This window comes from Thauera sp. DNT-1 (assembly GCF_055393985.1).
On sequence record NZ_AP043752.1, the window covers coordinates 474,059 to 497,269 of the forward strand.

24 protein-coding genes and 1 pseudogene are annotated in these 23,211 nt (G+C 66.5%); 1 reads left to right on the top strand and 24 read right to left on the bottom strand.

The window, feature by feature from the left end:
- Positions 1-73: 73 nt before the first annotated feature.
- From ACZ5PP_RS02160 to ACZ5PP_RS02225, 14 genes and pseudogenes are all read right to left on the bottom strand, one after another.
- Positions 74-763 (bottom strand): annotated as a pseudogene (locus ACZ5PP_RS02160) (DEAD/DEAH box helicase family protein); the annotation flags it as partial.
- A gap of 98 nt (positions 764-861) precedes the next feature.
- Positions 862-1,167, bottom strand: coding sequence for a hypothetical protein (locus ACZ5PP_RS02165; RefSeq protein ID WP_449192815.1), 306 nt, complete (start codon positions 1,165-1,167; stop codon positions 862-864).
- A 100-nt stretch (positions 1,168-1,267) separates the two neighbouring features.
- Positions 1,268-2,377 carry a DUF6094 domain-containing protein gene (locus ACZ5PP_RS02170; protein ID WP_464826682.1) on the bottom strand — a complete coding sequence of 370 codons (1,110 nt, stop codon included), beginning with the start codon at positions 2,375-2,377 and terminating at the stop codon, positions 1,268-1,270.
- A 65-nt stretch (positions 2,378-2,442) separates the two neighbouring features.
- A complete protein-coding gene (locus ACZ5PP_RS02175; RefSeq protein ID WP_213882123.1) occupies positions 2,443-3,093 on the bottom strand; it encodes a hypothetical protein in 651 nt (216 codons plus the stop codon).
- A gap of 84 nt (positions 3,094-3,177) precedes the next feature.
- Entirely contained in the window at positions 3,178-3,543 is a 366-nt protein-coding gene (locus ACZ5PP_RS02180; protein WP_023121158.1) for a hypothetical protein, read from the bottom strand.
- A gap of 89 nt (positions 3,544-3,632) precedes the next feature.
- Entirely contained in the window at positions 3,633-4,244 is a 612-nt protein-coding gene (locus tag ACZ5PP_RS02185; protein ID WP_213882125.1) for a DUF3275 family protein, read from the bottom strand.
- A 55-nt stretch (positions 4,245-4,299) separates the two neighbouring features.
- On the bottom strand, positions 4,300-4,851 hold the full coding sequence (locus ACZ5PP_RS02190; RefSeq protein WP_024537148.1) for an STY4534 family ICE replication protein: 552 nt from the start codon (positions 4,849-4,851) through the stop codon (positions 4,300-4,302).
- Between the two features lie 344 nt (positions 4,852-5,195).
- Positions 5,196-5,561 carry a DUF3085 domain-containing protein gene (locus ACZ5PP_RS02195; protein WP_464826683.1) on the bottom strand — a complete coding sequence of 122 codons (366 nt, stop codon included), beginning with the start codon at positions 5,559-5,561 and terminating at the stop codon, positions 5,196-5,198.
- 66 nt (positions 5,562-5,627) lie between these two features.
- Entirely contained in the window at positions 5,628-6,425 is a 798-nt protein-coding gene (locus ACZ5PP_RS02200; protein ID WP_269263633.1) for a GTPase, read from the bottom strand.
- A 291-nt stretch (positions 6,426-6,716) separates the two neighbouring features.
- On the bottom strand, positions 6,717-7,982 hold the full coding sequence (glyA, locus tag ACZ5PP_RS02205; RefSeq protein ID WP_269263634.1) for a serine hydroxymethyltransferase: 1,266 nt from the start codon (positions 7,980-7,982) through the stop codon (positions 6,717-6,719).
- Positions 7,983-8,054: 72 nt separating this feature from the next.
- Positions 8,055-9,287, bottom strand: a complete 1,233-nt coding sequence (locus ACZ5PP_RS02210; RefSeq protein ID WP_269263635.1) for an aspartate aminotransferase family protein — start codon at positions 9,285-9,287, stop codon at positions 8,055-8,057.
- Positions 9,288-9,372: 85 nt separating this feature from the next.
- Complete coding sequence (locus ACZ5PP_RS02215; protein WP_269263636.1) at positions 9,373-10,092, bottom strand: glutamine amidotransferase; 720 nt, start codon at positions 10,090-10,092, stop codon at positions 9,373-9,375.
- The gene (locus ACZ5PP_RS02220) at positions 10,089-10,904 is read right to left on the bottom strand and encodes a YggS family pyridoxal phosphate-dependent enzyme (RefSeq protein WP_269263637.1); all 816 of its coding nucleotides are present in this window, start codon (positions 10,902-10,904) and stop codon (positions 10,089-10,091) included. The genes ACZ5PP_RS02215 and ACZ5PP_RS02220 overlap by 4 nt, the downstream gene beginning before the upstream one ends.
- The gene (locus ACZ5PP_RS02225) at positions 10,904-12,145 is read right to left on the bottom strand and encodes a benzoate/H(+) symporter BenE family transporter (RefSeq protein WP_269263638.1); all 1,242 of its coding nucleotides are present in this window, start codon (positions 12,143-12,145) and stop codon (positions 10,904-10,906) included. The genes ACZ5PP_RS02220 and ACZ5PP_RS02225 overlap by 1 nt, the downstream gene beginning before the upstream one ends.
- Before the next feature lie 108 nt (positions 12,146-12,253).
- Here ACZ5PP_RS02225 and pdxR point away from each other — a divergent pair, with 108 nt between their 5' ends.
- On the top strand, positions 12,254-13,741 hold the full coding sequence (pdxR, locus tag ACZ5PP_RS02230) for a MocR-like pyridoxine biosynthesis transcription factor PdxR (RefSeq protein ID WP_269263639.1): 1,488 nt from the start codon (positions 12,254-12,256) through the stop codon (positions 13,739-13,741).
- Positions 13,742-13,831: 90 nt separating this feature from the next.
- On the opposite strand, the gene ACZ5PP_RS02235 is transcribed toward pdxR, so the two are convergent.
- From ACZ5PP_RS02235 to ACZ5PP_RS02280, 10 genes are all read right to left on the bottom strand, one after another.
- On the bottom strand, positions 13,832-14,548 hold the full coding sequence (locus tag ACZ5PP_RS02235; RefSeq protein ID WP_464826684.1) for a DUF5983 family protein: 717 nt from the start codon (positions 14,546-14,548) through the stop codon (positions 13,832-13,834).
- A gap of 250 nt (positions 14,549-14,798) precedes the next feature.
- The gene (locus tag ACZ5PP_RS02240; protein WP_004255064.1) at positions 14,799-15,191 is read right to left on the bottom strand and encodes a hypothetical protein; all 393 of its coding nucleotides are present in this window, start codon (positions 15,189-15,191) and stop codon (positions 14,799-14,801) included.
- A 25-nt stretch (positions 15,192-15,216) separates the two neighbouring features.
- On the bottom strand, positions 15,217-15,453 hold the full coding sequence (locus tag ACZ5PP_RS02245; protein ID WP_010792170.1) for a hypothetical protein: 237 nt from the start codon (positions 15,451-15,453) through the stop codon (positions 15,217-15,219).
- A 780-nt stretch (positions 15,454-16,233) separates the two neighbouring features.
- A complete protein-coding gene (locus tag ACZ5PP_RS02250; RefSeq protein WP_464826685.1) occupies positions 16,234-18,249 on the bottom strand; it encodes a DNA topoisomerase III in 2,016 nt (671 codons plus the stop codon).
- A gap of 294 nt (positions 18,250-18,543) precedes the next feature.
- Positions 18,544-18,927, bottom strand: a complete 384-nt coding sequence (locus ACZ5PP_RS02255; RefSeq protein ID WP_004362284.1) for a single-stranded DNA-binding protein — start codon at positions 18,925-18,927, stop codon at positions 18,544-18,546.
- On the bottom strand, positions 18,924-19,472 hold the full coding sequence (locus ACZ5PP_RS02260; RefSeq protein ID WP_062842668.1) for a DUF3158 family protein: 549 nt from the start codon (positions 19,470-19,472) through the stop codon (positions 18,924-18,926). The genes ACZ5PP_RS02255 and ACZ5PP_RS02260 overlap by 4 nt, the downstream gene beginning before the upstream one ends.
- On the bottom strand, positions 19,469-20,257 hold the full coding sequence (locus tag ACZ5PP_RS02265; protein ID WP_004362271.1) for a PFL_4669 family integrating conjugative element protein: 789 nt from the start codon (positions 20,255-20,257) through the stop codon (positions 19,469-19,471). The genes ACZ5PP_RS02260 and ACZ5PP_RS02265 overlap by 4 nt, the downstream gene beginning before the upstream one ends.
- A 188-nt stretch (positions 20,258-20,445) precedes the next feature.
- The gene (locus ACZ5PP_RS02270; RefSeq protein ID WP_023101518.1) at positions 20,446-21,198 is read right to left on the bottom strand and encodes an OST-HTH/LOTUS domain-containing protein; all 753 of its coding nucleotides are present in this window, start codon (positions 21,196-21,198) and stop codon (positions 20,446-20,448) included.
- A gap of 238 nt (positions 21,199-21,436) precedes the next feature.
- The gene (locus tag ACZ5PP_RS02275; protein ID WP_464826686.1) at positions 21,437-22,630 is read right to left on the bottom strand and encodes an STY4528 family pathogenicity island replication protein; all 1,194 of its coding nucleotides are present in this window, start codon (positions 22,628-22,630) and stop codon (positions 21,437-21,439) included.
- Between the two features lie 3 nt (positions 22,631-22,633).
- On the bottom strand, positions 22,634-23,194 hold the full coding sequence (locus ACZ5PP_RS02280) for a DUF2857 domain-containing protein (protein WP_010792177.1): 561 nt from the start codon (positions 23,192-23,194) through the stop codon (positions 22,634-22,636).
- Positions 23,195-23,211: the final 17 nt, after the last annotated feature.

Consider the following 23,211-nt stretch of genomic DNA (forward strand, 5'->3'; position numbering starts at 1 on the left):
GCGCCGCCGGCGCCCACTCGACGACGCCGTTTAACGACGCCAGATTTGTGCGGAATCAGGGAGCCGGCAACACTTCGGCTTCGAGTTCGACCGGGTTGATCGGCTCGCCGTCGAGGTCAGTGATGATGTGGCCGCAATCCGGGCACGCGCCCACGTCTCCATAGGGCGTCCGCCGCCGGGTGAAGACGGGCTTCCAGTGGAAGCCCATCCGCATCCGCACACGGCCCAGGACAAAGAACTCCTGGCCCTGCGCCGGCACGCCCAACTGCTCGCGCAGCTTCAGCAGCTTAACCAGCGTGTCCGGGCCATTGAGCACCCAGACCTTGGCGCCGGCCACCGTCTCCTGAATTTCGCGTCGCCACTTGTAGACCAGGTGGGGTGGCGAGAGCACCAGGGTCCGGCGGTAGCCTTCGGCGTTGAGCACGGCAGCCGTGGCAATGCCGACGGTCGTCTTGCCGCAGCCCATCTCACCGTTGACGATAGCGGCACGTTCGCCGCGGTCGGCCAGCAGCTCCGTGACGGCATGGACCACATCGGCTTGCGCCTTGAACAGCTTGCGCTTGAGACCCGCGAGGACGATCTGGCGATGCGCCCGCGGCTGGCCGGTGTAGACCGGGGGATTGGCGCGGTTCAGCGAATCGAGCAATTCGTCGCCGAACTCCGATACGAAGTCCTGCAGGCTCAGCGTGAGGGGTGAAGCGGCCGCTTCGAGCAGGTCGCCCTGCGCAGCGGTTTCGGGAACGGCTTCAGGATCGAGGGACATGGTGATGCTCCAAGGTGAAGGGGCATGCACCTCGCCCACGGGGCGATGACATGCCCCAGGGTGGGAAGAAGGAAACGGCGCAAGACCGTCGAGGTTGATCAGTACTCGCTGGGCAGCAGCAGCGTGGTGACGCTGCGATCCCACTCGGTGATGATCCAGAGCTTCAGGCCGGGCGTGACCTGGTAGGACGAGAAGAGACGATCCTCACCGGACTTCAATGCGGCGTCGTTCAGTTGGCGGTCGTCATCGCACAGGTCGCCCCAGTCGCCATGAAGATGGCGACGCAGGTACGGCGCGGGATTGAACCGGCCCTGTCGGACCAGTTCGTCGACGCCGATGGTCATGACCACCTGCCCCGGGGAAAAGCTTACTTGCGATGCGAGGTCGAAGATTGCGAGTGCCATGGTGATTTCTCCTTGCGGAAAAGAGGGCCACGGCACCCCCTCGGGGCGACATGACCCCGGTGGGTGAAAAGCATGACGGCGAACCGTCAGGGAACAACAATCAGCGGATGGTCAGTACCTCCCCCCGTGTCGGGGAACCCGGCGTCATGTCCCAGGCGCGGATGACCGGCACGAACCTGTCGGTGAGGATGCGCGTTTCGGCCACAGAGCCGTCGTCGCGTTCGGTGTATTCCGTCTGGAGGGTTTTCTCCTTGTGGGTATCACCTTTGACGACGAGCACGCGCCCGGTCCTGGACCTTACCGCGCCGGAGATCGCGCCCGCGGCCAAGGCCAGGGCGAGATGCCAGTGGGACAAGGCCCGCGCCGGCGGGCGCAGCGACTGCTGCGCGACGCCCAGGTGCATGTCAAGCGCCGGCCAGAGCCCCTGCAGCCGGCCGACTTCATCGGCGAACTGCTCGGGCTCCATCGTCACGCGATAGAAGTGCTCCGGCTCGGCCGGGCTGGCGGGGACGGTGTACGGCAGGAACGGCCATTCGAGCGGCAGCTCCTCGGCTTCGGCGTCGCCCTGTCCGATCTGCAGCAGCAGACCGCGGGTGGCCTTGACCGAATCCGATGCCTGGTCGCGCTGACGAATCCTGCGACCGAAGATCACCACCTGCTTGAACTGCGTTTCCACCGCACGGTAGATGCGCAGGTCGGCGAAGTGGCGCGTCAGCCATCCGACCAGCTCGGCATCGAGCACGTAGGACGGCACGATGAAGATCAGCACGCCGCCGTACTGCAGCAGCGGCAGCGCGCGCTGATAGAACAGCTTTTCGAGCCGCGCACGGCCCTGGCCTTGATAGCCGATGTTGCCGTTCACGTCCTTGCTCAGGTCGCCATACGGCGGGTTCAGCCACAGCAGCCCGAAGGACTGGCGCGAGATCAGTGTGTCCATCAGATCACCGTGGATGCAGCGATCGACCAGTTGCCGTGCGTGGCGGGCACGCTCGGCGTCGTACTCGACGGCGAAGGCCTGGACCTGCTCGCGCCCGAGGGCGTGGGCGGCTTCGGCGATCGCCGCGCCTTCGCCGGCGCAGGGATCGAGGATGGACATGGAGCCGGGAGACGGCGCCAGTGCGGACAAGGCCCGCTCCAGCGTCGGCTCGTCGGTGGGGAAGTAGCCGTTACGAATGAAGTTGCGCGCCAGGCGCGGAAACATGAGTGCCATGGATTTCTCCTGGTGATGGATGAGGGAAGGCGGGCACGCGCGGCGCGCATGCCCGTGGGGATGGCTCACGCCACACGCCGAAGCGGTGCGTTCGCGGCCAGTTCGTACTGCGTGGCGCCGAGGGTGCGGTTGCGGATCAGCTCGCCCAGCGCCTTCGTCAGCGCCGGGACATCGAGGGCCAGCCGATGGCCTTCCAGCGGCCCGAGGGCCAAGGGAAGACCGGTCAGCATCCGTCGTGTCTGCAACAGCTCCAGCACGGTGTCGCGCCAGTGGTCGAGCAGTGGCAGCGGGCAGGTGTCCTGCACCAGGGTCCACAGCCGGTCGAGCCGGTGAGCGGAATCCCTGGGCAGAAGCGCCAGCGCGCTGGCGTTGGCCTTGTCTGGCTTCACGCAGCGACGATCGAACAGCCACACATTCGTCAGCGAACCGAACATCGTTCGCCGATAGGCGCGGGTGATGCGCTTTTCCAGGTTCTCGACGTTGCCGACGAAGACCGGGATGGATGCGCCCTGCTCGGTGATGACGTGGAACTGATCCAGTCCCTGTTCATCCCGGCCGAGGGTCAGGCGGGCGAGGAACTCCTGAACGGCGGTGTCGCGCGCCCAGATCGAGAGAAAGACGAGATTGCCCTGCTCGTCACCGACGCAACCGTCGGCCATGAGGTCGGGGCATTCGTCGATGCGGTACAGCGGTTTCACGGAAGAAGGTGCAGGCATGGTGATGTCCTCTTGGAAATGAAGGAGCAACCACAGCCCGCGGGGCCATGCTCGCCCCGGTTGGGTGAAGGAAGATGCGTGCCGCTAGACGGCGCGGCCCGCGTGGAAGCGGTGAACCCGCTCGCGCCACTCGGGGCTTTGCACCGGCGCCATGTCGAGATAGCGCAGCGGACACGAGTAGTAGTACGGATGCACGGACTCATCGAGTGACTTGTAGCCCCATTCGAGGCCCGCGCTTTCCAAAAGATGGCAGCCGATGTAGCAGATGGACTCACCGGCCGCGAGGCCCATGACGCCCGCCTGCCTGGCGGTGACGCGAACCACGGTCCACAGAACGTCGCCGTCCAGCGTGTGGTCGATGACTTCGCAGCAAGCGCGTTCGGACGCCTGCGGAGCGAGCAGCTCGCGGATCATCTGATCGCGCGTCTGACGAACGAAGGTCCAGCCCATGAGGGTCTCCTTGAAGAAAAGGCCGGAGCCCTCCCCGTCGGGGGAGAACCCCGGCGGGTGGCGGTATGCCGCGCAAGGCGGCGGATGGATCAGGCAGCTTTGAAGTGCCAGTCCTGGGACAACGGAGCGAACTCGTAGCCCAGCTTGTCGAGACGGTCGCGCTGCTGACGCAGCACACGACGATCCACGGTCGCATCGAGCTTCACGGTCTCGCCCAGGGGCCACAAGGCACCGAACAGCGCCGCGTCGTCTGCCTCGGCCGAGGCCGCAGCGGACACGGGAGCCGGTTCGCTGCCGAACGGCGTGGTATCGACCAGGGGATCGCGCGGACTGCGCGGCTTCGCCTTCGGCTTGGCCGGGGGCGTTGCCGGCACGGGCGCCTGCGCTTCCTCGTCGATCGGATCGACTTCCTGCGGACTCAGCCGGCGGGCTTCGTCGCGGCTCAGGGCGTCGATGTTGGACAGCGTCATCCCGCCCAGATGGGCGCGGATCTCGATGACCATGCGGCCGTTGGCGTTGTACGTGGAGGGGCGAATCTCGACGATGACGAAATCACCGTCGTACTTGCCCTCGCGGTACTGATCGAGTTCGGCGTTCTTCACGACGAACTCGCCGATCGAGGTCGCCAGGCGGCCGACGTTGAAGTCGCCGTTCCTGCCGTGGATGGTCTTGATGGCCAGTTGGCCGGGGATGGTGATCATGAAGGTCTCCTGCTGACGAAGAGAAGACAAGGCCCCGGGGATGGGGCCTTGCGGATCAGAACGACTCGGCAACGGCCAATGCGGGGGCATCGGCTGCGTCGTCGGCAGCATCGGCGACGGGCTCGGAAGACTCCGGTGCCGAGGCTTGCTGCGTAGCGGGCGCGTCGGACGTCACAGGGACTTCCGGGTCGCGCTCGTCGGTCTCGGTCGGCTTGGGTTCGGCCTTGTAGACGAGCTTGCCGTCGACCTTGATCCAACTGACGAACAGCAGGCGGGCCTTGAGGCTCACCCCCTGCTCGCCGGCACGCTTGCCCTTGGAGTAGGTGAAGGTGTCGGTCCACAGGTCGCCCAGGCGGAAGCCGATCATCACCTTCTTCTCGGCGTCGACCGCCTGAATGCAGCGGCGCACCAGGTGCTGCGCTTCCGATCCCGATACGCGCGTGTCGAAACGCACATACGAGACGTCATCGCTGGGACCGTTCAGGGCTGCGATGTCGCAGGCCAGGAACGCATCGCCTTTCTTGGGCTTCACTTCGCGGATGCGATTGAGATACCCGAGGCCGGTGATGTGCAGATCGAAGTAGGACTTTTCGTTGGAAGTGGTCATGGTGAATCTCCTGAGAACAATGAGGCGGAGACACACCCGACCCAAGGCGGGGAAGGTGTGGAACCCCCGCGTGGGTTGATGGAACAGCTTGGTGGCATCGCCATCGAGAACCGATGGCCGTTCGCGCATGGATGCCGGTGCGAACTGGGGTGATCAACGCGGTCGGAACCGCGTCGCAGCCTTGAAGATCGTGGCTGCCTGGGCATGTTGCTGACGGACGTCAGCGGAACATGGCCGGAAGCGTGGCGCCGGGACGGCGCGCAGGCGAGCGGCAATCGGCACTCGCGGCTGTCCGCATTGCCGGGAAGAAAGAGGCCCCCGGAGCGGGGGCCAGGGATGGGCGGTCAGTTACCGCCGGGCGTGGAAGGAACCGCCTGCAGCGACAGGTGTGTCGCGGTGGCGGACACGTCGAGGTCGTCCTCGCTGTGCAGGATGCGCGCAAACACGCCCTCCTGCGGATCGAAGAACTCGCCGAAGTCATCGCCGCCGAACTCGGCGCGCGCCAGCTCCCACCAGTCGTCGAAGGCATCGACATCCGGGTTGCAGCCGGCGGCATAGGCGATGGTCTTCTGGCGACCATCGGGCCGGCGCTCGCCGCGCTCGGCCAGGAAGTACACGCCCTGATCCTTGACCAGGATGACGCGGCATTGATTCGCCACCGCTTCGGCAAGCACGGGCCGCAGCTCCGTGCCTTTGAATCGAACAGTCATGGGTGTGATCTCCAGGGAGGCAGAAAGAGAGGCTTCCCGCCGCGAGGGCGGGAAGCTGCTGGGAGGTCAGTGCCGGACAGCCTTGCGACCCGACAGGCACTGCACGCGGATGCGTCTCCAGCTCCCGTCGTCGATCAGCCGTTCCAGCGTCTCGCCGAGGGTGTCGAAGAACACCTCATCGACCCGTTCGATCAACTCGCCGTCGCGGTGCAGCTCCACCGCGTAGAGGTCGAGGCCACGCTCATACAGCACGGTGACGCAACCCTGGAACTTCATCGTGGCGACGGTGAAGCCGATGGCCGGCGGCGTGCGGATGATGTCGGCGGGCAGCGGATCGACCCAGGTGAAGTCCCGTGCGCCGGCATCCACCAGCATGTGGGTTATGCGCCGATAGCCGTCGGGAGCGGGCAGCTGTTCCATCTGCTGGATCAGCTCCTGCAACTCGGGGCAGCTGGGCTCGGGGATCGGCAGCTTCGCCGGTGCGGAACCGAGCACGAACCGCTGCACCGTGTACGGCTTGCCGTCGGCAGTGAATGCGGTCTCTTCCTCGGGCGTGTCGGCGCGTAGACCATCGAAGCGGCGTCGGGCGTAGGGTTCGACCTGCACTTTGGCGCCCGTGTCGGGCACTTCGGTCACCAGCGCCCGGTCGAGCACCGCGAATTCGGCGCGTCCCGTCTTGACGACAATGGCCTCGTCGGTGGTGGCGATGACCTTGCCCTCGAAGGGCTTGGGATCGATGTGGAAGCCCAGCGTCGAAACCTTGGGCTGGCCGTCGAAGATGTTGAACTTGAAGGTACGGACGTTGGAAGGCACGTGGCCGCTAACGAGCGTCGGCATTTGTGCGCGGATGGCTTGGGTATCCATGGGAGACTCCTTGTGGCAACCAAGGGAATCCCGCCCTGCAAGGGAGGTAATCCCTTGAGGGTTGAGGAAGTGACGCGCCGAGGCGTCGTGAAAGACAACGACCGGCGCGACGGATCGCGCCGTAGCCTTGAAGGTCTTGGCTACCTGGGGATGCTGCCGACGTCAGTCAGCGGGGCATGGCGTCAGCCTGCCACGATTGTGGATCGAGATTTCCGATCAATCGGAAACGGTAGGCGTCTCATTTCTGGAGGGAATGGCTATCGCAAGCGCTATGACGAAATGCAGCAGATCCTACCGATAGACGGGATGGCGACGACACAAGGCCACCACCTGATCCCGAACCCGGCTCGCCGCCTGTCCAACGCCACCAGCCTCCAGCGCATCCAGCACGTCACACAGCCAACCGGCCAGTTCCTCGCACTCCGCCACGCCGAAGCCGCGCGTGGTCACAGCCGGCGTGCCGATGCGCACCCCCGAGGTCATGAAGGGCGAGCGCGGGTCGTTGGGCACCGAGTTCTTGTTGGCGGTGATGTACGCCGCGCTCAGCGCGGCGTCCGCATCCTTGCCGGTATAGGGCTTGGTCGAGAGGTCGATCAGCATCAGATGGTTGTCGGTGCCGCCGGACACGATTCGGTAGCCGCGGCCTTGGAGCACGGCGGCCATGGCGCGGGCATTGATCACGACCTGCTTCTGGTAGGTCTTGAACGCCGGAGACAGGGCTTCCTTGAAGGCCACCGCCTTGGCGGCGATCACGTGCATCAGGGGCCCGCCCTGGATGCCGGGGAACACGGCGGAGTCGAGCTTCTTGTAGAAGTCATCATCCTGGCCCTGGGACAGGATGATGCCGCCGCGCGGGCCGCGCAGGGTCTTGTGGGTGGTGCTGGTGACCACATGGGCATGCGGCAGCGGGTTCGGGTACTCGCCGGCCGCCACCAGGCCGGCCACGTGGGCCATGTCCACCCAGAAGATCGCGCCTACCTTGTCGGCGATGGCGCGCATGCGCGCCCAGTCCTTGTGGCGAGAATAGGCGGAAAAGCCGCCGATGAGCATCCTGGGCCGGGTCTCCAGCGCGATGCGCTCCATCTCGTCGTAGTCGATCAGTCCTGTCTCGGGATCGAGGCCGTAGGGCACGATCTTGTAATGCCGGCCGGAGAAGTTGGACGGATTGCCGTGGGTCAGGTGGCCACCCTGGGCCAGGTTCATGCCCATCACGGTGTCGCCGGGATGGGTCAGCGCCAGGAAGACCGCGGCATTGGCCTGCGCGCCGGCATGAGGCTGGACGTTGGCGTAGTCGCTATCGAACAGCGCCTTGGCCCGCTCGATGGCCAGGCGCTCGGCCACATCCACGTGCTCGCAACCGCTGTAGTAGCGCTTGCCCGGATAGCCCTCGGCATACTTGTTGGTGAACACGGTGTTCTGGATGGCCATCACCAGCGGACTGGCGTAGTTCTCGGAGGCGATCAGCTCAGCGTGGTCTTCCTGCCGTCGTTCCTCGCGCAGCACGGCTGCCGCCAACTCGGGATCAAAATCGGAGAGCGTCAGGGATGGGTCATACATGGGTGGGTCGTCCTGTGGTCTGAATTGTTCGGGTCCGGAACTCGATGCGGTCGGGGGCGTCGATGCCCAGCTTCATGCCGCTGCTTCCTGCGGCGTCGTTTCGACGGGCGCTGCAGGGCCGTCCGATGCGGTCGGCGACAGCAGGTGGGCGAGGCGCGCCACGATGTCGTCGATCTGCGCTTCGTCGCAGACCAGCGGGGGCAGCAGCCGGATGGTGTTGTCGCGGGTCACCGTGATGAGCAAGCGCTGTTCGGCCAGGGCGCGCCCAACCAGCTCTGTGCAGGTCCTGTTCAGTTCGATCCCTGCCATCAGGCCCTGGCCACGGATGGCGACCACATCGGGGTGGCTGCCCAGTGCCCGCTGCAGGCCGTCGAGCAGGCGCGTACCGAGCAGGGCGGCCCGCTCAGGCAGGTTCTCGCGCGCCATGATGTCGAGCGCCGAGCACGCGACCCGGCAAGCGAGCGGGTTGCCGCCAAATGTCGAGCCGTGCTGCCCGGGTGAGAACAGGTCGGCGGCTTGCCCCCGCGCCAGGCAGGCGCCGATCGGAAAACCGTTGCCCAGCGCCTTCGCCAGCGTGATGACATCGGGCGTGATGCCCGCATGCTGGTGGCCGAACCAGGCGCCGGTCCGGCCCATGCCGGCCTGGATTTCGTCGACCATCAGCAGCCAGTCGTGTTGGTCGCACAGGGCACGCAGTCCGCGCAGGTAATCGGCTGCGGCAACCCGGATTCCCCCTTCGCCCTGCACCGGCTCGACGAGCACCGCCACGATGTCGGGCCACTGCGCGGCAGCCTGGCGCACCGCGTCGAGATCGTTGTAGGGCACGCGCACGAAGCCCGGCATCAGCGGCTCGAAGCCGCGTTGTTTCGCGGGGTTGACGGTTGCCGAGAGCGTTGCGAGGGTGCGACCGTGAAAGCCGTTCTCCATCACAAGGATCTGGGGCCGCGCCACCTGCTTGCGATGGCCATGCAGGCGCGCCAGCTTGAGCGCCGCTTCGTTGGCTTCCGCCCCCGAGTTGCAGAAGAAGGCCTTCTGCATGCCGGTCAGTGCGCACAGGCGCTCGCCCAGCCGCTCCTGCCAGTCGATGCGAAAGACGTTGGAGGTGTGCAGCAGCAGCCCGGCCTGCTCGCTGATGGCGGCGGCGATTTCGGGGTGGGCGTGGCCCAGGCTGGTGACCGCGATGCCGGCAATGGCATCCAGGTACTCGACGCCTTGTGCATCCCACAGGCGTGCGCCGGAGCCGCGGACGAACGAAACGGGTTGACGGGCATAGGCCCGCATCAGGTGCGACGCGTGGTATTGCATGATTGCTGCCTCAGGTAGGTGTCTTGGGAAACGTGGGATGGGCTGGAGCAAGTCGAACCGAAGTGGCGCCGAAAGCGTTTCGCCGTCATGGCTGGCTGCAGGGCGGTTCCGATCCGACGCCGTCGAGCCAGCGGGAGAACGCCGCCTGCGCAGCCTGCGGTAGCCGTGTCTGCAGGGCGCATGCCTGGGTTCGCAGTGCACGCGGGTCGATTCCCGCCTGGGCCAGTTCGCAGGCATGTCCGACCAGCCAGCGTTCGATCTGGCGCGGGTCTGCCTCCAGGTGACATTGCAGCCCGAGCACATGGCGCCCGACCGAAAAGGCCTGGTTGGGGCACACATCCGTCCCTGCCAGCCGCAGCGCGCCGGGTGGAATGTCGAACTGATCGCCATGCCAGTGTAGGACCGGCACGTTGCCCAGCGCGACCAGCGGCGAGGCTTGACCTTCCTGTGTCAGCGTCAGTGGCGCAAAGCCGATCTCTTTGGCACCCATGGGGGCCACGCTGGCGCCGAGCGCGCGCGCGATGAGTTGCGCGCCCAGGCAGATCCCCAGCAGCGGGCGATGGCCGTCCAGCCGCCGACGCACCAAGGCCAACTCATCCACGATGAATGGATAGGCCTCGTCGTCAAAGGCGCCGATGGGGCCACCGAGCACCACCAACATGTCAGCAGCATCGACAGCGCGGGTGTTCAACGCATCTCGAGTCGCATCGACATACTCGATCGTGTAGCCGCGCGCTTGCAGCAGTGGTTCCAGCGTTCCCAGGTCTTCGAAATCCAGATGGCGAATGGCGATGGCGGTCTTCATGATCGGGGCTCCTTTGTTTGGGGGTTCGCTGGCCAATAGTGGCTGTCGGGCAAGGGGCGGGCGCCGAAGAGGGCCTGGCCGACACGCACCACGGTGGCACCTTCCTCGATGGCGATCTCGAAGTCGCCGGACATGCCCATGGACAGCTCATCCAGGCCAATACCTGCGGCGGCACTCTGGCGCAGTCGGTCCCGCAGCGTGCGAAGCAGGATGAAGCACTGCCGTACCCGTTCGGCCTCACTGGAGAACAGTGCGAGCGTCATCAGGCCGCGCACGCGAAGGGCAGAGAAGGCCGGCAGGGCGCGCACGAAGCCTGGGACATCCTCGGGTGCCAGGCCATACTTGCTGGCCTCGCCCGAGGTGTTGACCTGCACGAACACGTCCAGCGAGCGTCCCTCGATTTGCAGGCGGCGTTCCAGTGCCTCGGCCACGCGCAGGCTGTCCAGCGCCTGGAACTCGTCCGCGAAGCGCGCCACCATCCGCGCCTTGTTGGTCTGCAGGTGGCCGATAATCGACCAGCGCAGCCCGCCGAGATCCTGCGTGGCTTCCCATTTGCGATGGGCCTCCTGCACCTTGTTTTCGCCCAGCATCCGGCAACCGGCCGCGTAGGCCATGCGAACACTGGCCTCGGGCTTGGTCTTGCTCACCGGGAGCAGACGCACGTCCGCCGGATCGCGACCCGCGCGACGGCAGGCGGCGTCGATGCGTGCCCGCACGGCGGCCAGCTTGTGGTGGAAGTCCTCGACGGTGAGGGCCTCGGGATAACGTCCATGCGGGTCGTGGTCACACAGGGCATCGACAGAGGGGCTCATCAGCTCACCCCCTTGTTCGCAGGGGCGGGCGCCATCACCTGCCTTGGCACTCGTTGGGGCAGGCGGCCGTTGAGCACCGCATGCGCCACCAGCCCGATCACCAGGCCCCAGAACGCACCACCGATGCCCAGCAAGCTGATGTTGGCGGCTGCGGCCAGGAAGGTGATCAGCGAAGCTTCGCGCGCCTGTACGTCGGCCATGGCGCCGGCCAGGCTGCCACCGATGGTGCCCAGCAGCGCCAGGCCAGCCAGCGTGGTGATGAAGGTCGCCGGGAAGGCCATGAAGAGGGCGGCCAAGGTCACGCCGAACACCCCGACGAGGATGTAGAAGACCCCCGCGGCGATGCCGGCGATCCAGCGTCTGGAGGGGTCTTCGTGCGCTTCCCGGCCGGTGCAGATCGCGGCCGTGATGGCGGCGATGTTGAACGCATGGGAACCGAACGGTGCCATGAGCAGCGAACCGAGCCCGGTGACGGTCACGATGGGGTTCGCACTGGTCTTGAAGCCGTCGTTGCGCAGCACCAGCATGCCCGGCATGTACTGGCCGGTCAGCGTGATCAGGAATAGCGGCAGTGCCACGCTCAAGGTGGCGTTGAGCGAGAACGCCGGCATGGTGAAAACCGGCGCGGCGAGCTGCAATGCCAGCCCCGACAGATCGACGCGATCCTCGATGAGCAGGAAGGCCAGCCCCAGCACCAGGATGCCCACCACGGCATAGCGTGCGGTGAAGCGCTTGAGCACCAGATACGCCATGATCAACAAGCCCGCCAGAACGGGGTCGATGCTCATGCCACCGAAGGCGCCGACGCCGAACTGCAGCAGGATGCCGGCCAGCAATCCGGCGGCAATGCCCGGTGGGATCAGCCGGATGGCTTTCTCGAAGTACCCGGACAACCCCAATGCCACGAAGGCCGCCGCCGAGAGCAGGTAGGCACCGATCGCCTCGGCATAGGGCGTGGTCGCGAGTGCGGTGATGAGGAACGCGGCGGCCGGCGTGGACCATGCGGTAATGATCGGCTCACGTGCCGTCCAGCTCAGGACTATCCCGGTGACGCCCACGCCGATCGAGATCGACCACACCCAGGAGGCTGTCAGCTCCGGGCTGAGGCCGGCCACTTTCGCGGCCTGGAAGACGAGGATGAAGGTGCCGCCGTAGTTGACGATGACCGAGACCAGCCCGGCCACCAGGGGATGGGCGAGATCGCTCGGACAGATGGGTGAAGGCGAGGTGGATGACGACATGGCGGGCTTGGGGCTCCAGAAGGGGGGGACGATCTGCTCCGAAAGCAGCTTTTTAAGCCTAAAATGGCCCGTTGTTCCCCACCACTTTCGTTAAGCGATACCAGCCAATTGTTCAAGCACGCTCAACTCGAATCGGTCAAAGCCTGGATTGGAGACCCCGCCCACGGCGCCTTGCCGCTGCATGCCCGCATTCAGCGCGCGCTCCGGCAGTTGATCCTCGACGGCGCACTCGACGTCGGCAAACCGCTGCCGGCGTCGCGGGCATTGGCCCGGTCGCTCGGCGTCTCGCGCGATACGGTCGAGTCGGCATACAGCCAGTTGCATGCGGAAGGCTTCATCGAACGGCGTGTGGGGAGCGGCAGCTTCGTGTCCGAGCGGGCGCAGGCCTCGTCAAGGCGTGGCACCGCGCGGCGCCCCGGGCCCCAGCGCGAGTCGGTGCGTCTGAGTCGGCGTGGCGCGGCGATACTCCAGGGCGGCGGCGTGCGCGACTTTGTTGCGCCAAGGCCGTTCGCCCCCGGGGTGCCGGAGACGCGCAGCTTTCCGCTGCGAACCTGGGAGCGCCTGGAACGCCAGGTGTTGAAGGACTATGGCACCCAGGCCTTGCGACACAGCCCACCCCAAGGCGTGGAGCCGTTGCGCCGCGCCATCGCGGACTACGTCAATCTTGAGCGGGGGGCGCGCGCCACGCCCGAGCGTGTGCTGGTGCTGACCAGCTCGCAACAGGCGTTGGCCCTGTGCGCAACCGTATTGCTCGACGCGGGCGACCGGATCTTCATCGAAGACCCCGTCTACCACGGTGCCCGCAAGGCGTTCGATGCCGCCGGGCTAGCGTGTGTCCCCGTGCCGCTCGACGACCAAGGCATGCAGGTGGCGCGCCTGCACGATGCGGCGAGCCCGGCCAGGGCGGTCTTCCTGACGCCCTCGCATCAGTTCCCGACCGGCGCGACGCTGGCGCTGGATCGGCGGCTCGCGGTGATCGAATGGGCGCGGCAGAACCAGGCCTGGATCATCGAGGACGACTACGACAGCGAGTTCCACTACGCCGGCAAGCCCACGGCCTGCGTGCAGGGGCTCGACCCGTACGATCGCACGATCTACATCGGCACCTTCACCAAGTCGCTGTTCCCCGGCCTGCGCATCGGTTACGTGGTCTTGCCGCCCCAGCTCGTGGCGCCCATGACCGTGGCGCGGACCCTGCTGGACGGGCACAGCGCATCCATCCCGCAGCTGACGCTGGCACGCTTCATCGAAGGGGGGCATTTCGGCGCCTATGTGCGCGCGATGCGTGGAGTCTATGCCGACCGGCTCGACGTGCTGGCAGGGCTCGTGCGCGCGCATCTGGCCGGCTTCGTCGAACCGAGGGTGCCGGCCGGCGGAATGCAGATGCCCTGTGTCTTGACCCGCGACATCTCCGAGCGCGCGGTCATCGATGCCGCGGCTCGGGCGGGAATCGATCTCCTGGGGCTGACGGCGCTGCATGCTTCAACCAGGCACAGGGCCGGTTTCCTGATGGGGTTCGCGGCTTACACGCCGGCTGAACAGGAGACGGCGGTCGAGCGGCTCGCCAGGGTGCTTCGGGAACTGGAACGCCGGTAGCAGCATGTGGGCGGACGCATACAAATCGTCGGATGGAAAGCCCGAATCGGCAAAAGTGGGACGAGCCCCGCGAGGGGGCTCAAGTGAGGGTCATTCGTCACCGTACACCGTCAATGCCTGCAGTATCGGCGCGTCGGCATCGAACACCAGCAGGCGAACGTCAGCGAGCGCAGCCAGGTGCAACACTTCCACAAGGGACTCCGGCACGCCCTTGGCCCGGTGCTCCTGCCGCAGCTCTTCGGCGGTGATGCCCTCGACATGCTGCAGGTTCGCATCCGTCCAGGGCGTGGCGATCAGCTTCACGCCGACCGCCGGGCTGTAGGGAATGCGGAAGGCCACGAACAGAAAACCGCTCGGCGTGGCGATGTCGGCCAGGTTGGCCAGATAGCGACCGGCCTCCACGGTGATGTGCGCCGAACTGATTTCCCAGGCACGGCTGTAGAACCCAGTCTCGAAGCGCAGGCGGCGTACCACCTCGCGCGCGGCTTCCTCGGAGAAGGTATCGCCGACGTGCAGCGGCTGGCCGGCTTCTTCGGCCATGACGGCGTAGACGAGGTTTCGGGCGATGCCGTGGCTGGGGCACTGCGCGTCCAGCTCGGGCGGCACGTTCTGGCCCTCGGTGATCAGCGCGAAGTCGTCGCAGAAGACGCAGGCATGGCGCTCGACCTGGCTGTCCGGCAGGTGCGACTGCGAGACGTGCAGCGGGAGGTAGCTCAGCGGGCAGTCGTCGTCGTAGGAAATCGCTAGCAGCCGCTGCACGGACAGGCCATCGTAGCCGCGGACGAAGGGATTGTTGGGATGGGACATGGGATTCCTCCAGCAGAGGATGGCCGAGGCAATCCCCTGCCGGGGATTGAACCCCAGCGAGTGGATGAAGTGGCAGCCGGTCAGCCGGCCGCGGCGTCGGGCCGCCCTGGTGGCGGGCGGTGCAGGTCAGTGGAAGATGCTGATTCGGGACATGGCCGCTCCTGCGAAAAGAAGGAGGGACATGGCCCCGAACGGGGACGCATGTCCCTCGTGGGGTGGGATGAAAAGACGGTGGATTGCCAGGCGCGGCTCACCAGCCGTTGTAGTGCAGCGTGAGGTCGGCGATGACCTTGCGCCGCTCCAGATCGAGGCCGCCGAAGTCGGACAGCCCCTCGAAGCCGCAACGCTTGAGCATCGCGCCGCCCTCGCGGGAGTTGTAGAAGCTCACCATCGCGGACAGGAACATGCGTTGACCGCTGCTCAGCACGCCCAGGGCGTCGTTGAGCATCAGCATGTTGGGCCGCAGGTCCCACTTGGTGGTGGCACGCTGCAGACCTTCGCGTGTGCCGTCGCCGAACCACTCGTGGCCGGCGATCTGCGCGCCGCGCTTCCAGGCCTCGAAGAAGGCCTGCGGTGCAGCGTCGAAGTGCGCCTGTTCCAGCGCCATCTGATCGAGCACGTCTTCGGGTAAAGACAGATTCATGAGAGAACTCCTTGAAGGGTGGGAATCAGGGGTGAGCGCGCTGTGTCCAGGCATGGGTATCCAGGGCGCGCTGTGCTGCGAGGTGGGTCGGGAAATACTCGACGGACTCCCGCGATACCGGGCCTTCGTCGTCTTGCGTGCCGATGTAGTGGCCGGCCGCGCTGCGCAGCACCTGTAGCGGCAGACGCTTGCCGGTCCAGGCCAGCGCCAGCGCACCACTGCGTACTGCGGTTGCAGAGGAAGATGCGGAAGGTTCAGACATGCCGTGCTCCTTGGTGGGTCGGGGAGTACGCATCCCGTAGAGGATGGAGTTCCCCTCGGGTGGTTGAGAAAAGTGCATCGTCGCCAGGCCGGCGAGCGTCCGCGGTGGGCGATGCGAAGCGGACTGGATCGGTCGACGCGGCGAACCGCGTTGCAGTATTGAAGACCGAGACTGCCAGGGCATGCCGCTGACGACTGTCAGCAACGCATGGCGTGAGGATGGGCGCGAAGCATGGCTGCCGTCGCAGGGAAAACCGAATCGTGGACGGCCCGCTTTAGGGCAGGCCCGCGTCACGGGACAAGGCAGGGACCAGGGCGCCGAAGGCCACGCGGGCCTTCGGCTGGAGAGGAAGGAAAACCACCTGTGGGCTGCGTCAGCGCGGGCCGCCGTCAAAGCCGTTCGCTGCGTCAGCAATCGCACCCGGCCCGTTTCGTGGCTGGGGCCGGAAACCTTTGGCACGCATACGCGCACAAAGGGAGCCCGTTGTTCCGCCGGCGGGCACCGGCACGGAATACCCTCGGCCCAAGGGGCCTCCTCACGGCTCGCGCGGCGGCAAGGCGTCAGGAAGCCCCTCGTGGCCGAGGCAAGGCACACCGATCAAGGGAATGGCGGCGGGCGCGATTCGTGGAGCAATGACCTTCTCGCCCCGTCGCCCGATGCCGGGCAGACGGGGCGCGCACACCGTTGCAGAAGGAGACGCGCGCTTTGGAGTCCCGCGCGGTGCGGGACGTTTGCCTCGCCGCCAGTGAAGTGGCCGGCGCGGCAGGGGAAAAGCGAGGATCAGGACGCCTTGGAGGCAGCGCGCCGCTTGCGCGGTGCGCTGCGCCGGCCCGTCGGGGACTCGATCGGCAGCGTGCCCTTGCAGTCCGGGTAGCGCGAGCAGGACCAGAACGCGCCGCTCTTGCCCGTGCGCTGCTGCATCGGTGTGCCGCACTGCGGGCAGGCCGGCGCCGGCGGCAGCTTGAGCGAGAGCGTTGCGCCGCGGTACTGCTGCACGAGCTGGCCGACCCACATGGACTGCTTCTCGATGAAGGTGTCCAGCGCCATCTGGCCGGCCTCGATCATGTCGAGTGCCTGCTCCCACACCGCCGTGGTGCCGGGGTCGGCGATGGCCGAGGGCACCGCGTCGATGAGCGTGAATGCCGCGTCGGAAGCGCGGACGGCGCGGCCTTTCTTGACCAGGTAGCCGCGACCGATCAGACCGTTGATGATGTTGGCGCGTGTCGCCTCGGTGCCGATGCCGGTGGTATCTCGCAGCTTCTGTTTCAGCCGCGGGTCGGTCACGAACTTGGCGACGGTCTTCATGGCCTTGATCAGCTCGCCCTGCGTGTAGGGTTTGGGCGGCAGCGTCTTCAGCGCCTTGAGATCCACCTTTCCGACCGGGCAGGACAGGCCCGCATGCAGGGCGGGCAGCACCTGGCTGCGCTGCGCATCCTCGCCATCGGCATCGTCCGGCCCCGGCGTCGCCAGCACCTCGCGCCAGCCGGTGACGGCGATCTGCTTGCCCACGGCCGCCAGCGACTGACCGCCGCACGAGAACTGCGCCATCGTGCGGTCGAACTCATGGTGTGGGAGGAACTGCGCGAGGTAATGGGCGCGGATCAGCCGGTAGACGGCCAGCTCCTTCTCGCTCATGGCCGACAGGTTGGCGGGTTCCAGCGTCGGGATGATGCCGTGGTGAGCCGACACCTTGCCGTCGTTCCATGCACGCGAGCGCAGTTGGCGATCCAGGCGCTCGATCAGCGGCCGCAGGCTGGGGTCGGTCTTGACCAGGCTGTCGAGTACGGTCGGCACCTCAGCCAGCATGCTCTCGGGCAGGTAGCCCGAATCCGAGCGCGGATACGTTGTCGCCTTGTGCGTCTCGTACAGCGCCTGGGCAATGTCCAGCGTCTCCTGCACGTCGAGGCCCAACTGCTTGGAGCACACCTCCTGCAGCGTGCCCAGGTCGAACGGCAGCGGCGGCCCTTCGCGAACGCGCTCGGTTTCTACCGACAGCACCTGGGCGGAGCCGGCCGTGCGCAGGCGCTCGGCGGCCTGCTGCGCCACCGGCTGTTGCAGGCAGCGGCCCGCATCGTCGGTGCTGCCTTGCGGCGGCGTCCAGCTTGCGACGAAGGGCTGGCCTGCATGCGATAGCGCAACCTCGATGGCCCAGAACGGTACGCAGACGAAGCGCGCGATCTCGCGATCGCGGTCCACGACCAACTTCAGCGTCGGCGTCTGCACGCGCCCCACCGACAGCACGCCGCTATAGCCGGCCTGGCGCCCCAGCAGTGTGAACAAGCGGCTCAGGTTCATCCCGATCAGCCAGTCGGCGCGCGATCGGGCGAGTGCGGAGAAATACAGCGGCAGCGTCTCGGCGGACGGCTTGAGCGCACCCAGCGCCTTGCGGATCGACGCATCGTTGAGCGCCGACAGCCACAGGCGCTGAATCGGCCCGCGGTAGCCGCATAGGTCGATGATCTCGCGGGCGATCATCTCGCCCTCGCGGTCGGCGTCGGTCGCAATCACCAGCTCGCCCGCCTTGGCGACGAGCTGCTGCACGACTTTGAATTGCGCTGCGGTCGCCGCCTTGGGCTCGACACGCCAACGCTCAGGAAGAATGGGCAGTTGCTCGATGGCCCAGCGCTTGTATTGCTCGCCGTAGCCTTCGGGCGGAACCGCCTCCACCAGATGACCGATGCACCAGGTCACAACGACACCCGCGCCGCTGTAGCAGCCGTTGCCGCGTTGACCGGCACCCAGCACACGGGCGATGTCCTTGCCCTGGGACGGCTTCTCGCACAGGAACACGCGCATGAAGCCTCCTTGGAAATGTGCGGTTCATCGGATGGGCGTCAGCTTGGCGGGGCCAGGAGATGCCGGCAGCAAGGAAGTCGATTGATGCAGACACCGCTTTGTGATTGGCAGGCGGTTCGTTGCCGCAGCGGTGTGCATAGATCGTAGGAGCTGGCACAGCAAGAGCGTCGTTTCGGGAGGGCGGCTGGAACTCCGTGGACGACCTTGGAGCTATCCCCTGGGGATAGCTCGCTGGTGCATCGCGGGCGTATGACGGTTGCTACAGCCGCCCTCGGGGGAACGGCGATGGGCGAATTACTGTCCGCCGGCCGGCTTGGCGCTGAGCGCCACCGACTCGATGCGGTACGGCAGGATGCCCACGCGCCGCGCCTCGACCTTGAACGTCACGCGCTCGTTCTCGTCGGCGTCCTCCCATTCGTCGCGCACGGTGCGGCCCTCGACCAGCACCCGCATACCTTTCTGGTACAGCGTCTTCCAGTGCTCGGCGTCGCGGTGCCACAGCTCCACGGGCGCCCAGAAGCCGCCGCGATCTTCGTACTCGCCGTCCTTCTTCGGGATCGGGTTGTCGAAGTAGACGTTCAGGCGAAGCAGCCGGCGCGGCTCGTCGTTGCCGTTCGGAAATTCGCGGTAGTCCGGCGCAGAACCGATGTTGCCCTCGCCGACGAAGTGCGTGCTCATGGTGACTCCTTGGTGGTGGGTGGAACGGACGCGGTATGCCCGTGGACGCGCCGCAGGTAAGCCGCTTCGGCCTGCGCGGCCTTGTTGGCGCATTCCAGGGCTTGGCGAGCGATGCTGTGGGTCAGACTGATCTGCATGTTCAGCACGATGCGCTGCAGTTCGATCGCGTACAGCTCGTCGATCAGCGAGGCCGGCGTCGCGGGGTTGGCCAGCAGGGCCTCCCACAACGCCACGCCCATGGAGGAACGGTCGAGGTTGCGCCAGCGCAGGAAGGTCGTCCCTGCGCCAGTGGCCTGCTGGGCCAGTTGCACGTCGAGCAGACTGAATGGATAGGCGCGCGCCTGGGGCAGCACGCGCCGCTGCGCCAGGCCAATCACGTCGTCGCGCAGCGCTGCGCCCTGGCTGGCCCAGGTCTCCAGACTCCCCTTACCCTTAAAAGGCTGTAAAAGGCCTTTTAGGTAGCCTGCGTGTTCCAGCCGCTGGAAGTCCGCCTGTTCCAGCGCCACGAAGCGCGTGGAGTGGCTGATAGGGGGCGATGCTGTCATGCGCCAGCACCCTCATCGCCCGCCGCACCATCGGCTGCGCCACCCGTGGAAGCCTGCGCATCGGGCACGATGGCAGGCGCAGCAGGCGGCGTGCCGGGCTTGTTCGTCCGCCGCGCGATGGGTGGCGCGAAGCGCGAGCGGCGCGTGCCTTCCAGCACGTCCTGCGGCAACTCGCCGAACTTCTCCAGCGCCGCTCGCGCCGCCGCGTTCTTCGCCGCGAAGTCGTCGCGCGTCGTGCCCGAGTAGCGGTACTGCTGGGCCAGCGAGAACAGGCTGCGCAGCGCGTGCGCACCATCATTGAGCCAGCGCTCCAAGGTGCTGCGGTCGATCAGCGCCGTGTGGTGCGCCAGGATGAGTTTGCGTGCCAGGTCGTCGTAGTCGGCCAGCAGATACACCGCCATGAAGCCGAGCTGGGCGTTCACGAACAGCGGCAGCTTCACCGGCTGCACGTTCATGTTCTCGCCCAGCGACAGCGCCGATGGCACGTCGGCCAAGGCCTGATCCACCTGGTCGCGCAGGGTCTGCAGACGGGTCTTGGTGTCGGCGAGCTTGTCCTCGATCCGCAACATCCACCAGTCCGAGTACGGGTCGTCCTGCTCGGCGCCGCGCTTCATCTTGTTCATGGCGCCGATGAAGCCGTTGAGACCGATGATGCCTGGGCGCCCCTCGGTCGGCGCGCGGCCGTGCCAGATGCGCGAAGCGTGGTGCGTGTGCAGCGTCAGCGACATCGCGCTGCGCAGCGATCCGAGATTCAGTTGCAGGGGTTCTGTGCGTTCGTTGGCCATGGGAGCGACTCGCGGTGAATTGGCGAGTCGCCAGCATCGGCATCGGCCGGAAGGCTGTCAGTCAACAAACCGCAGCCCATGCGCGCCCGGTTTGTTCCGCGCGGAAGGCTGTGTGTGCCGGCTATCCCCTGGGGATAGCTCGGCGGATGTGTTCGCGGCTCGCGCGGAGGTGAGACCGCGTTGCGGGGCTATGCTTCGCGAGGTCTGTACCAGGCGGCCCGTTGCCCCTCCACCTCACGGTAGCGAAGCTCGAACAGGCGGCACTCATGCACCACCTGCCGCCAACTGCTGCAGCCGTACTTGGCTGGAAGCTGCTCGGGATGCCGGTCCGCGATCCAGCGGCCAGCGGCGGCGATGGGTGTCCAGCCCTCGACGGCCAACTGCGCGGCGGCCTCGCGCAGCGCGCGGACGATGCCGGCGGCCGGCCAGTCCACCGTGCCGTCCGGCGCGATGCCATTGACCACCAGGTCGTGGAACACATCCGACTGGACGAACTCCGCTGCCAGGCGCCGCGCCTGATCCATGTGCTCGGCCCAGCCGCGCAGCTGCTCGAAGTGTTGATCGATGCGCGTGTAGGCGGAACCGAGTTCGTCCTGTGCAACGCGGCACCCGTCCACGGTCCATAGATCGTGCTGATCGATGAAGTGGTGCACCAGAGTGTTGCGCAGCGATACCAGGTCTTTGAGGTCGGCCTGGGTGTTGGCGTAGTCCTGCGCAGACAGGCTCAGTTGCACGCGCGTGCGAAAGGAAATCACGTCGCCGGGAAGATCGTCGTCGCGTTCCTCGCCGCCATTTCCATCGGTGACGACATACGAACCAAACAGTTGTCCGACCAACGTGCCCAGGGTCTTGGTCGCGGCATCTTCAATCCGCGCTGCGCGAATGGCCTCCAGCGAATGCGCCGGGCCTGAAATCTCGTGGTGCGCCACGATGGCTTTCATCAGGCGCTCGTATTGTTGAAGGCGCAACAGGCATCTGCCCAGCAAGCGCTGAACGTCTCGCTGTAGTGGTTGCAGTGCGTTTGTGGCGGGGGAAGTCGTCATGTCCATCGTCGGCCGGGCTCGTGCGTGGCTGTCCTCGTCTGATTCACAGGCGACAGTTTCGCCGGTGGTTCGGCGGGCGGCAATCGAGCACGGCGGAAGGGTGTCTGTTCCAGCTATCCCCTGGGGATAGGCAACATCAGGGATCACGCAAGGCTTCTCGGAGCTGTGCCAGGTAGGCACGTGCCACCTCGGGGTCAGCCGCACGGGATGCCAGCGGTGACGATGGCGCAGGTGGCGGGGGTGCTGGCGGCGCCGATGCACTTTCTCCGGCCCAGGCCTTGAACTCCCCGCGGATCGCCTTCTGGATGATGCCGAACAGGTAGCCGGCCGGGTTGCGTACCGCGCTGTTGCGGCAGCGTGCCGCCCACTCGTAGAGAACGGCCTGCCGCTGCGCCTCGTCCACCTGCTGCAGCGCCACCAGCGCGCCGGCCTGCTGCTCGTCCTTCAAGCGCAGGAAACGCTCGGGCAGCCGCAGGTTCTGCAAGGCCCTCGCGCGCGGTACTGTACGTACTTCATTTATACGATCATTACGTACTGTACGGTCCTCCTTCGGAATCCGAAGAGAGCCGTCCGGCGCGGGTTTCGGCCCTGCTTCGGATTCCGAAGACGGGCGCGCGCCATTCCGAAGCAGGGCTTCCTGGCCTTCTTCGGATTCGTGGTCCGCACCCTCCTGTGGATAACCTGGCGTCGTCCAGCCATGCCGCGCCATGCGCTGCGCCAGCACTTGCAGACGGGTCGGCAGCGTGCGCCCACTGAGCAGCGGATCTTCGGCGATCTCCCGCAGCGTGTTCATGCCCACGACCTGCACCGCCTTCGCCGCGTGCGTGAGCGCCTGGCTCACCAGGCCCAGGTAGTTCGGGTCGAGCTGCATCGCCTCGAAGGGTGACAGCGGTTCGTCGTGCAGCACATAGAGGTTGCCTTGGATACGGCCGGTCTTGGGATCGCGCCGCCGCCGCACCAGGCTGAGCCAGCGCGTCAGCCGCAGCAGCGTCAAGGCGCGCGCCACGGTCTCGTGCGAGGCTTGCGCCGCACAGGGCATGGACGCCAGATAGGGGCGGAGTTGGTCGTAGGTGGGAAAGGCGGTCACGCCGTCGTCGTTGAGCTGCAGGCGGAACACCTGCCAGGCATTGCGCTCCAGCGGCGTCAGGCGTCGGTCGAGGAACAGCGCGCGCGGCACGCTCTCGTGCCGGTTGCCGCTGTAGAGAAAACCGTCCTGGCTCGGCGCCGTGCCCTGCGCCGGTTCCTTCGGCTCAAGGTGCCGCAGCGCCTCGTCGAACAACGCCGACAGCGCAACCGGGCCATCACGCCGTGGAGCGTCGCCCGTCGTCATGACCTACACCAGCCCCTGGTCGACCCAGTTCCGTATCGCCGACCAGATCACCGACATGGGCAGGGTCATGGCCTCGGCCAGGTCCATGGTCAGCGCCAGCATCGCCATGTCGTCGTTCAGTGCGATGTGCCGCTCCGTGATGCCGGCCTTCCAGCGTTCCCACAGGGCCACGTCCTGCGCCTCGTCGAGCACCGGATGTCGGCCCTTGCGCTTGGGCAGTCCGAGGATGTCGCGGCGCAGCGCCACTTCTTGATGCGTGAGGCCGTAGAACTTGCTGACCATCTCCGTGCTCGCCCCCAGGCGCAGCATGCGGTCCACCGTGGCGATCTCCCGCTCCACGTCGTGCACCTGGCTCAGCAGCCGCTTCAACACTTCCCGGTTCACCGACACCGAGCACCACGACACCGTGGCATTCACCAGCATGCTCACGAGTTCGGGGTGCTTCAGCGCATCCAGCTCCTCCTCGCCGAAGCCCATCGCCTTGCAGCGGCGCAACTGCCCGTTGCGCAGGTCATGCAGGGCCTGGGCGATCACGGCCTGGTTGAGCGGGTGCGGTGCCGACATACGGGAGCCTCCTGCGC

Coding starts and splice junctions, on each gene's coding strand:
- ACZ5PP_RS02175 (WP_213882123.1), bottom strand. CDS start 3,093: ATGCCTGCACCTTCTTCCGTGAAACCGCTGTACCGCATCGACGAATGC.
- ACZ5PP_RS02165 (WP_449192815.1), bottom strand. CDS start 1,167: ATGGCACTCGCAATCTTCGACCTCGCATCGCAAGTAAGCTTTTCCCCG.
- glyA (WP_269263634.1), bottom strand. CDS start 7,982: ATGTATGACCCATCCCTGACGCTCTCCGATTTTGATCCCGAGTTGGCG.
- ACZ5PP_RS02215 (WP_269263636.1), bottom strand. CDS start 10,092: ATGAAGACCGCCATCGCCATTCGCCATCTGGATTTCGAAGACCTGGGA.
- ACZ5PP_RS02265 (WP_004362271.1), bottom strand. CDS start 20,257: ATGGCCAACGAACGCACAGAACCCCTGCAACTGAATCTCGGATCGCTG.
- ACZ5PP_RS02200 (WP_269263633.1), bottom strand. CDS start 6,425: ATGGATACCCAAGCCATCCGCGCACAAATGCCGACGCTCGTTAGCGGC.
- ACZ5PP_RS02195 (WP_464826683.1), bottom strand. CDS start 5,561: ATGACTGTTCGATTCAAAGGCACGGAGCTGCGGCCCGTGCTTGCCGAA.
- ACZ5PP_RS02185 (WP_213882125.1), bottom strand. CDS start 4,244: ATGATCACCATCCCCGGCCAACTGGCCATCAAGACCATCCACGGCAGG.
- ACZ5PP_RS02270 (WP_023101518.1), bottom strand. CDS start 21,198: ATGAAAGCCATCGTGGCGCACCACGAGATTTCAGGCCCGGCGCATTCG.
- ACZ5PP_RS02235 (WP_464826684.1), bottom strand. CDS start 14,548: ATGTCCCATCCCAACAATCCCTTCGTCCGCGGCTACGATGGCCTGTCC.
- ACZ5PP_RS02245 (WP_010792170.1), bottom strand. CDS start 15,453: ATGTCTGAACCTTCCGCATCTTCCTCTGCAACCGCAGTACGCAGTGGT.
- ACZ5PP_RS02220 (WP_269263637.1), bottom strand. CDS start 10,904: ATGAGCCCCTCTGTCGATGCCCTGTGTGACCACGACCCGCATGGACGT.
- ACZ5PP_RS02280 (WP_010792177.1), bottom strand. CDS start 23,194: ATGTCGGCACCGCACCCGCTCAACCAGGCCGTGATCGCCCAGGCCCTG.
- ACZ5PP_RS02210 (WP_269263635.1), bottom strand. CDS start 9,287: ATGCAATACCACGCGTCGCACCTGATGCGGGCCTATGCCCGTCAACCC.
- ACZ5PP_RS02170 (WP_464826682.1), bottom strand. CDS start 2,377: ATGGCACTCATGTTTCCGCGCCTGGCGCGCAACTTCATTCGTAACGGC.
- ACZ5PP_RS02275 (WP_464826686.1), bottom strand. CDS start 22,630: ATGACGACGGGCGACGCTCCACGGCGTGATGGCCCGGTTGCGCTGTCG.
- ACZ5PP_RS02255 (WP_004362284.1), bottom strand. CDS start 18,927: ATGAGCACGCACTTCGTCGGCGAGGGCAACATCGGTTCTGCGCCGGAC.
- ACZ5PP_RS02240 (WP_004255064.1), bottom strand. CDS start 15,191: ATGAATCTGTCTTTACCCGAAGACGTGCTCGATCAGATGGCGCTGGAA.
- ACZ5PP_RS02190 (WP_024537148.1), bottom strand. CDS start 4,851: ATGACCACTTCCAACGAAAAGTCCTACTTCGATCTGCACATCACCGGC.
- ACZ5PP_RS02260 (WP_062842668.1), bottom strand. CDS start 19,472: ATGACAGCATCGCCCCCTATCAGCCACTCCACGCGCTTCGTGGCGCTG.
- ACZ5PP_RS02250 (WP_464826685.1), bottom strand. CDS start 18,249: ATGCGCGTGTTCCTGTGCGAGAAGCCGTCCCAGGGCAAGGACATCGCC.
- ACZ5PP_RS02180 (WP_023121158.1), bottom strand. CDS start 3,543: ATGGGCTGGACCTTCGTTCGTCAGACGCGCGATCAGATGATCCGCGAG.
- ACZ5PP_RS02225 (WP_269263638.1), bottom strand. CDS start 12,145: ATGTCGTCATCCACCTCGCCTTCACCCATCTGTCCGAGCGATCTCGCC.